This is a genomic window from Enterococcus devriesei, assembly GCF_001885905.1.
Taxonomy (GTDB): Bacteria; Bacillota; Bacilli; order Lactobacillales; family Enterococcaceae; genus Enterococcus_A; species Enterococcus_A devriesei.
The window spans coordinates 1-7,747 of record NZ_JXKM01000024.1 but is presented as its reverse complement, the minus strand read 5'-3'; the positions used below and the strand labels follow the sequence as shown (position 1 = coordinate 7,747).

General features: G+C 36.1%; 7 protein-coding genes and 2 pseudogenes. All 9 read right to left on the bottom strand.

Annotated features, from left to right (window positions below):
* Window positions 1–293: 293 nt before the first annotated feature.
* Entirely contained in the window at window positions 294–2,387 is a 2,094-nt protein-coding gene (locus RV00_RS15535) for a BglG family transcription antiterminator (RefSeq protein ID WP_071863450.1), read from the bottom strand.
* Window positions 2,388–2,412: 25 nt separating this feature from the next.
* Window positions 2,413–3,042, bottom strand: a complete 630-nt coding sequence (locus tag RV00_RS15530) for a bifunctional 2-keto-4-hydroxyglutarate aldolase/2-keto-3-deoxy-6-phosphogluconate aldolase (RefSeq protein ID WP_071863449.1) — start codon at window positions 3,040–3,042, stop codon at window positions 2,413–2,415.
* Between the two features lies 1 nt (window position 3,043).
* The gene (gene dapA / locus RV00_RS15525) at window positions 3,044–3,949 is read right to left on the bottom strand and encodes a 4-hydroxy-tetrahydrodipicolinate synthase (RefSeq protein WP_071863448.1); all 906 of its coding nucleotides are present in this window, start codon (window positions 3,947–3,949) and stop codon (window positions 3,044–3,046) included.
* A complete protein-coding gene (locus tag RV00_RS15520) occupies window positions 3,949–4,560 on the bottom strand; it encodes an SIS domain-containing protein (protein ID WP_071863447.1) in 612 nt (203 codons plus the stop codon). Before RV00_RS15520 ends, dapA begins: the two co-directional genes overlap by 1 nt.
* Window positions 4,561–4,695: 135 nt before the next feature.
* Window positions 4,696–5,958 (bottom strand): PTS ascorbate transporter subunit IIC, encoded by a 1,263-nt coding sequence (locus RV00_RS15515; protein WP_071863446.1) that lies wholly within the window; start codon window positions 5,956–5,958, stop codon window positions 4,696–4,698.
* 25 nt (window positions 5,959–5,983) lie between these two features.
* Window positions 5,984–6,280, bottom strand: a complete 297-nt coding sequence (locus RV00_RS15510) for a PTS sugar transporter subunit IIB (RefSeq protein ID WP_071863445.1) — start codon at window positions 6,278–6,280, stop codon at window positions 5,984–5,986.
* Window positions 6,277–6,738 (bottom strand): PTS sugar transporter subunit IIA, encoded by a 462-nt coding sequence (locus tag RV00_RS15505; RefSeq protein ID WP_071863444.1) that lies wholly within the window; start codon window positions 6,736–6,738, stop codon window positions 6,277–6,279. Before RV00_RS15505 ends, RV00_RS15510 begins: the two co-directional genes overlap by 4 nt.
* A 310-nt stretch (window positions 6,739–7,048) precedes the next feature.
* Window positions 7,049–7,428 (bottom strand): annotated as a pseudogene (locus RV00_RS16770) (IS3 family transposase); the annotation flags it as partial.
* Between the two features lies 1 nt (window position 7,429).
* Window positions 7,430–7,747 (bottom strand): annotated as a pseudogene (locus RV00_RS16765) (IS3 family transposase); the annotation flags it as partial.

Genomic DNA, 7,747 nt, shown 5'->3' with positions numbered 1-7,747 from the left:
ATGCGGTCGCGTTCTTCAGGTGTTACGTTGGGCTCATCATTTTCGAATCTGAGTCATATCTTTAAAGTTATATCTATTAGCGAAACAGCCTATTCCTCTTTTAACCTCAAGATACTCTTGAACAATTTTCCTTTCAAATTTAAAACTGCATTTTGTTATAAGAATAGCGACCTTCAAAAAATCAGCTTCCCATATTTTTTCACCTAATCCCAAATAAAAAAACTTCCCCTCATTGTAACTAAACAAATAAGGAAAAGTTTTTTGCATAAATTGTAGTTAGTAGCTTTTTACGTTCAATCGGTTTCAATATGTTGTTCAACCCAAGCATAAACTTCTTGAGGATCTTTTGCTTGATCCAACAACGTGAAAAATTCGGGTCTATCCAGAAGAGAAACTAATTCTGCTATGGCAGCTAAATGTTTTTTATTATCCACAGCTGATAAGGTGAAAATATATTTGACCGGGGTTTTGCCTAAAATTACAACTTCGTCTTTTAAAGCAGTAATGCCTAATCCAACTTTTAACGTACCGTCTTCGGGTCGGGCGTGGGGTAAGGCTACTTTTTCGGTAATCACCATATAAGGGCCTTCATTACGGGTTGTTTGAATAATTTTTTCAATATAATGTCTAGTAATAACTCTGGCATCCACTAAAGGAGCCGCTGCTACATACAAGGCTTCTTCCCAACTGCGAGAAGTAACTTGCAATTGAATAAACTCCGGTTTCAAAATATCTAATAAATTAAATTCAGCTTGTTTATTTCTATTAACGATTTGACAAGCATGATTATACGACTTACTACTGCGACCTTGTAAATAATCGTTCAATTCTTTTTTCAAGGCCGGTACTTCCATTATCGTCCCATGTTTTTTGATAATGGCGAGTAAATCTTCTACGTGATAATCTTCATACTGAGTTTTGCCCTCATTTTGAACAGCTTGAACCAGTCGATATTTTTCATCAATGGACATAATTGGATTGACGACAAAAACAGGTTTTTTCAAAGCATATAAACGAATATTGGGAACGGTGGTAAAAACAATGTCATAGCTTTGACTAATTGTTTCCAACGCATTTGTTTCTATGGGACCAATTAAAATCATCTCAGGAAAAACACTTTTCAACTCGTTATAAACAATTGCTGAACTACCAATGCCATTGGGGCAAACAATGACTCCAATTTTTTGCTGAACTTGATATTCGTCATACTCATCAATCAAAGAGGCAAAATGTAAGGTTAAAAATGAAACTTCTTCATTAGGAATTTCGGTGCCAAATAAAACTTCAATCGGCTTCATCGTCTCTTGGACAATTTGATACATATCAGGAAACTCTTGCACGATTTTCTTGTGTAAAACATTAACAATCGGCAAATGGAAAAATAAACGATAATAAACTGGACGAAAATGGCTGTATAGTTGCTGTTTTGCTGCGCTTTCATCTTTAAAACGAATACCTGACAATAATTCAAACCGCTCAAAAATCCGGTCAACTAGCTCATCAATAATCGAATAATCTGGGGAGTTTTGTTTTGCATCCCCCATGGCCATGCCTAACATCCAACCACAAACATAAAGCTTGGCATATTTATTTTCAATCTGAAATTGGGCTAATAAAGAGGTTGAAAATTGATATTCTTTAGTTTCGAAAAAAGTTTGGAAACTGTAATTTTGATAAAATTCAGTCCAGGTTTTATTCAAACGGGGCAGTAAAAAAACTAGCATATAACAAAATTCATTCATACGATTTTCGACTATATTAATGTGATAATGATTTAATTCGTTTTCAACAACTGCAAAAATTCTTTTTTTATCCACGGTGCTTTCCCGATACAAAAAGTAATCATATAAAAAATGTGCGTTATTTTTGCTGAAATCTTCGAAGATAATTCGCATTAAATAGTAACGAATTTCGGCCTCGTCTCCTTGTAAGCGATAGCCTTCTTTTCGGGAATAAGAGATCTCAATATGCAATCGTTGCAGTTCTTCTTCCAGTTTTTTCATATCTCCGATTAAAGTTGTTTTTCCCACTTGTAAAGCATCCAGAAAATGATTAATCGATAAATATTCTTCATGATAATAAAGGGTCATCAAAAAAATATATTTCTTGCGTTCTTCCCCGCTTAATTCATAGACGGAAAAAACATCTTCTTTAGACAAAAAATCTAAGAAGTAGTTACGACTTGACTCGGCCAAAATAAAATTATTCAAGCCGATTTCGATGGGAGTTTTTCCAGCTTCTTGTAACAAGACGTTAGCTTTAGATACAGCGTATTCCACTTGGGATTTGGACAAAGAAAGTTGTTTCATCAAATGTTGAGCTGTATTAAAGGGTTGTTCAATCATTTTTTCAATTAATTGGAATGTTCGTTGATCAATTGAAGCCATTGGGTGTTTTCCTCCCATCTCGATTTTAATTCATAAAAGCATCCACTTGTTTACGTAAAGCTTGAGCATGTTCAGCAATTTCGGCTTGACTGCCTTTTGAAAGCAGTGTACCAACACCCATACAATCCACTCCGGCTTGTAACCAGTTAGTGACATTGTCTAAAGTAACCCCACCAGAAGATAAGACTGGTACTTGAGGCATCGGCGTTTTAATAGTTGAAATAATTTTTGGTCCCACAATAGAAGAGGTTGGAAAAGCTTTAATCATATCTGAACCAGCTTCCAAAGCGGTAATGATTTCTGTCATACTCATACACCCAGGCATATAAGGAACTTGGTAACGGTGACAAACTTTAGCTACGCTCAATTGAAAATTAGGAGCGATAATAAATTCTGCCCCATTTAAAATAGCCAATCTTGCTGTTTCGCTATCTAAAACTGTCCCTGCGCCAATTAAAATTTGATCTGCATAAATCGTTTTTAATTGTTTGATTATTTCTCCGGCATTGTCGTTCGTATAACTAATTTCCAAACAAGAAATCTTCCCGGCCAAGCAACCATCAACAATTTCTTGGGCCCGTTCAATTGTTTCAACCCGAATAATAGCCATTAATTTTTCTTTTTCGATGCGCGATAAAACTTTTAATTTTTTCATTTTATTGTACCTCAAATCCTTCAATAGTCCCATAAGTTGTCAGGACTTCTTTAATCTCGGCTACATATTTTCCTTCTGCCGGTAATACTGGTAATTTAGTTTTTCCCACAGGATAGCCAATTAAATCACAAGAATATTTTAAAACAGCAGGAACGGTGGCAAATTTCAACACCCGACGAAATTCGTCAATACTTGCTTGTAGAACTTGAGCTTTAGTTAAATCCCCAGACTGATATAAATCATAAATCGCCACATCTGTTTTAGTTAAAACATTAGACGTGGCTGCAACTGCCCCATCAGCTCCTAATTTTAAAGCGGTCAATATTTTAGAATCAGAACCAACTAGCACCGAAAAATCAGCTCGCTGTCGACTATTTTCGATATACATCTTAATATTTTCTACATTCCCACTACTGTCTTTAATCCCAATAATTTTCGGGTTTTTCACCAATTCTTTAAAGGCGGCCTCACTGATATTGATGCCTGTATTGCTTGGAATGTTATATAAAATAATTGGTAATTGGTTTTTTTCAGCAATTTCTTGATAATGATTGATTAATTCTCTATCGCTAATTTTGATTAGAAAAGGCGTAATGATTGAAACAGCATCCACACCGACTTTGGCAAATTCATTAGCTAAATCACTGACGGCTTGGGTTGATATACCGCCGGCTCCTGCAAAAACTGGCACGCGACCAGCTGCTTGTTCAACGACGATTTTGGCTAAAGTTATTTTTTCTTCTGTTGATAAAGCATAAAATTCACCGTTTGTCCCTAAGATAAACAAGCCTGCTACACCATTTGTAATTAAATGCTCGACTAATTGACGAGTTTTTTGTTCATCAATGCCACAGCTGTCTGCTTGCAAAGGTGTCACCATAGCCGTTATAATTCCTTTAATTTTCATTATGCTTCCCCCTTTAAATCGCGAATGGATTGACCTAAAGCACCACCTGGATGCCATAAGAAATATTCATCTAATCCTAATTGGCGTTCTTCTTGAAGCAAGACTGATAAACATTGTAAAATAATTGTTTCAGCTAAGATAGAATTCCGCGGTGGTTTGTTTAAATCGTCCCCTTCTGCTTTGACTCCTGCAAATAAAAAGGCATCCACATGTTCATGTAGCCAAGAATCATTGCCCCCACTAACACCAATTAATTTTACGCCGATTTTTTGCAAGGCTAAAACCGTTCGTTTTAATTCATCGGTTTGACCTGAATTTGAGATGGCGATCACGACATCTTCTGGTTGAACTTGTCCAGCTGAACCATGAACGGCTTCCGTTGTATCTAAAAAATAAGTTGGGGTGCCGATGGAAGAGTTTAAAGCGGCAATATATTCGGCTACGTGACTTGGCTTGCCTACACCGGTAATATGCACCCGGCCATGATTTTTTTTACTAGTTTGAATAATTTTACTTGCCTTTTGTAACGCAGTCTTATCAATGCACTTTGTAAATGACAAGATTTCTCGTTCTACAGTTGCAATATAATGATCTAATTTTTCTGTACTCAAAATATTTCCTTCTTTCTAAAAACTTCGGTTTTTATTTTTATATGCATAAAAAGCTGAGTTATCACAAAAATTTTTCAGTCAATTTTTGGATTTCCCAGCTTAAGCATCTCTCAGTTAATGGATAGTTGGTTGATGTTACATTCCAAAGAGATTAAGAATTTTGTTTAATAGAATACCCATTACGTTGTAATCAATATTCGGGAAGGTTGAGCCTTCAATACCTAGTGTGCCGTATAATGGGTAAAGAACCATCGGTAAGAAAGCTAATAGTAACCCGGCTACAAAGGAACCAACTACTGCACCACGCCAACCACCGGTTGAATTACCAAAGACCCCTGCGGTACCACCTGAGAAGAAACAAATATGGGCTGCCGGAATTATGACAACTGGCGCATGCAAGGTAACCATGAGAACAACACCTAATAGACCAGCTACGTAAGAAGAAATGAAACCGACGATAACTGCTGTTGGAGCAAATGGGAAGACCGTTGGAACATCTAAAGCGGGACGAGAATTTGGAATGAATTTTTCTGAAATTGAAACAAAGGCTGCTGTAATTTCAGCTAAGAACATTCGCACACCAGTCATTAAGATTGAAATACCAGCTGTAAAAGTAAAGGCTTGGACAAATGGGAAAACTAACCAGTGAACGCTGCCAGCTAATTTTTGCGTTGCTACGGGACCGGCTTTTAATGCAGAAACGTAGAATAAAAATAGCATGACAACGGCTACACCCATTAAGAAATCACGGAAGAAGGATAACCACTTAGGGAAATTAATATCTTCAGTTGTCCGGTCTTTATATTTACCAAATAATTTTCCAATATAACCTGATAAAGCATAACCAACCATATTAAAGTGCCCAATGGCTGTGGAATCACTACCTGTGATTTGACGCATAAATGGTTGACAAAGTTGTGGTAAAGCGGCTGAGAAGAAACCTAATAAAACACCACCGATAATAATTGCGGGAACATTTGCAAAATGATGAGCTTTCAAAATTAGTGACAATACACAAGCGAAGAATAAACTATGCCCGGTAGTGAAAAAAATATTTTTGAAAGGTGTTACGCGAGCAATAACTAAGTTCATGATAAAACCTAAAATCAACGTACAACTTGTTACAAAAGCAAATTTAGTTTGAGCTAAGGCTGTTGCAGCTTCGGGTGAAGCGACAACACCAACGATATGAAACCCTGTTTGGAATAATGAGTTGAAATTTTGTAGTGCGCCGGTCATGATTGTGCCACCTGCACTGAAGATCAAGAAACCGATAACGGTTTTAAATGTTCCAGTCATTACCTCGGTGCTGCTCTTCTTTTGAGCGAGCAGTCCAATCATGGCTACTGCACCCAAAAGAACCGCTGGTGTGCTCAAAAAACTAATAATAAAATCCATTTTTTGTTTTCCCCCTTATTATTGGCTATTCACCTTCAAGTTCAGCAAAGGCTTCTTCTAATTTTCCTTTGATTTCTTTTTTATCGACAACGTTGCGAACGGCTACCACTTTATAAGGAACTTTTTTCTCAATTAATTCTTCGGCTACATCTGGTAAAGTGATCAACATATCGCCTGTAAATCCTGGGACACCATCTAAAGAAGAGTGTTCAACTTCCAAAGGATAATTATTTTCTTTTACGACTTCGTTAACTTTGATTTTTAACATTAAACTTGATCCAACTCCGGCACGACACGCGACTAATGCTTTATGATTTTTCATTTTTTTTGAGCTCCTTCATATTCTTTTAAATAATTAATAAATTCTTCTTTTGACGAAACCTTTTCTAAAAATTCGATAAAGAGGGGATCACCTAGCAAATCCGCCAATTCCGATAGTAATTCAATATGGGACTGACTATCTTTAGCGCTTAATGGAAATAAATATTTTACAGGGTCGTTACATTCATGACCTGAAACAATGGCGCTTTTCAACCGAGTAAAACCAATCGCCACTTTTTTTGCCCCTTCTGTTACGGGAGCGTGGGGTAAGGCAATATTTTTAGTAATCACAATGTACGGTCCAGTTTCTTGATAGATTTTGATAATCGCATCCACATATTCTTGAGTAACGGCGTCATCTCCGACGAGTGGATATAACGCTTGACTAATGGCATCAGGAAAATCATTAGCTTCCACATCTAGTTGAATATAATCTTCCTTAATTACTTTACTTAACATGTAAAATCACCTCATTTCATCTATTACTTGTGCACATTTATAATATAGCTATCACCGTTTACATAGGCAATCACATCTAGGTTCACATTTTTTCATGGCTAAAATAAAAACTGAACTTATCTCACCCTTTTTAACTATTTTTTGCAAAATAATTTGGAAAGCAGCTCAATTTTAGCGCTAAGGTAGTTCTTAAGTTCAATTTTTATAAAGGGCTTACAAAAAAAGCGAACTAAAAAGTCTAATCCCAATGTAGTAATCCAAAAAAAATATATTTTTATGGAGTGGAGAAATCCGCTTCCTTTTTTAAGCGTTAAAATAAGCAATAAACAACTGTTAGATATGCCTTTCGAAATTGAACGGGGCTTTGCCGGTTCAATTTCTTTTTCATTCATTATTGTAATAGTAGATATGCTGATTAATTGCTGTTTTAAGTTCATTAAAGCTACGATAGGTTTCTTATTTTAGAAGGCTAAAAAGCTTTCCATAGGTGAATTATCTAAAAAATTTTCTTTTTGAGACATGCTTTGAAAAATTTTATGTTGCTTCGATGTTTGATCATATACTTTCATTTGATAAGTTCAACCTTGATCAGAATGAAAAGTTCGCCGATAGGGGTAATCACTCGTGAGCCGGATGGCATCTTTCAAGCCTTCCATTACAGCTACAGTACTAGATTTTTAAGAAATCCTANTGTTGAATAAGTCCATAAAGGGAGCTAAGTAAGGCCCTTTCTGACGAACGACAATCTGGATGTCTATTTTGAAATACTTGAATTCAGTAGTATATGTTGTAATTTTCTGATGACAGACAACAGTATAGAACCGGCGATGGATAAGATTTTTAGCTACTGTCCCAATTTTTCCACGAGAGAAGTTATAATGCCGAGATTCACGCGTGTAAGCAGTAACTTCCAATCCTATTTTTTGATGAGATATTGAACTTCTTTTTGTGCACATGAAATCTTTATTTTTTTCAGTTCGTTGATCACCCGTACACAGCCATAGTTCTT

Excerpts from the sequence above, each read along its gene's own strand:
- RV00_RS15535 (WP_071863450.1), bottom strand. The coding sequence starts at position 2,387 with ATGGCTTCAATTGATCAACGAACATTCCAATTAATTGAAAAAATGATT.
- RV00_RS15530 (WP_071863449.1), bottom strand. The coding sequence starts at position 3,042 with ATGAAAAAATTAAAAGTTTTATCGCGCATCGAAAAAGAAAAATTAATG.
- dapA (WP_071863448.1), bottom strand. The coding sequence starts at position 3,949 with ATGAAAATTAAAGGAATTATAACGGCTATGGTGACACCTTTGCAAGCA.
- RV00_RS15515 (WP_071863446.1), bottom strand. The coding sequence starts at position 5,958 with ATGGATTTTATTATTAGTTTTTTGAGCACACCAGCGGTTCTTTTGGGT.
- RV00_RS15510 (WP_071863445.1), bottom strand. The coding sequence starts at position 6,280 with ATGAAAAATCATAAAGCATTAGTCGCGTGTCGTGCCGGAGTTGGATCA.
- RV00_RS15505 (WP_071863444.1), bottom strand. The coding sequence starts at position 6,738 with ATGTTAAGTAAAGTAATTAAGGAAGATTATATTCAACTAGATGTGGAA.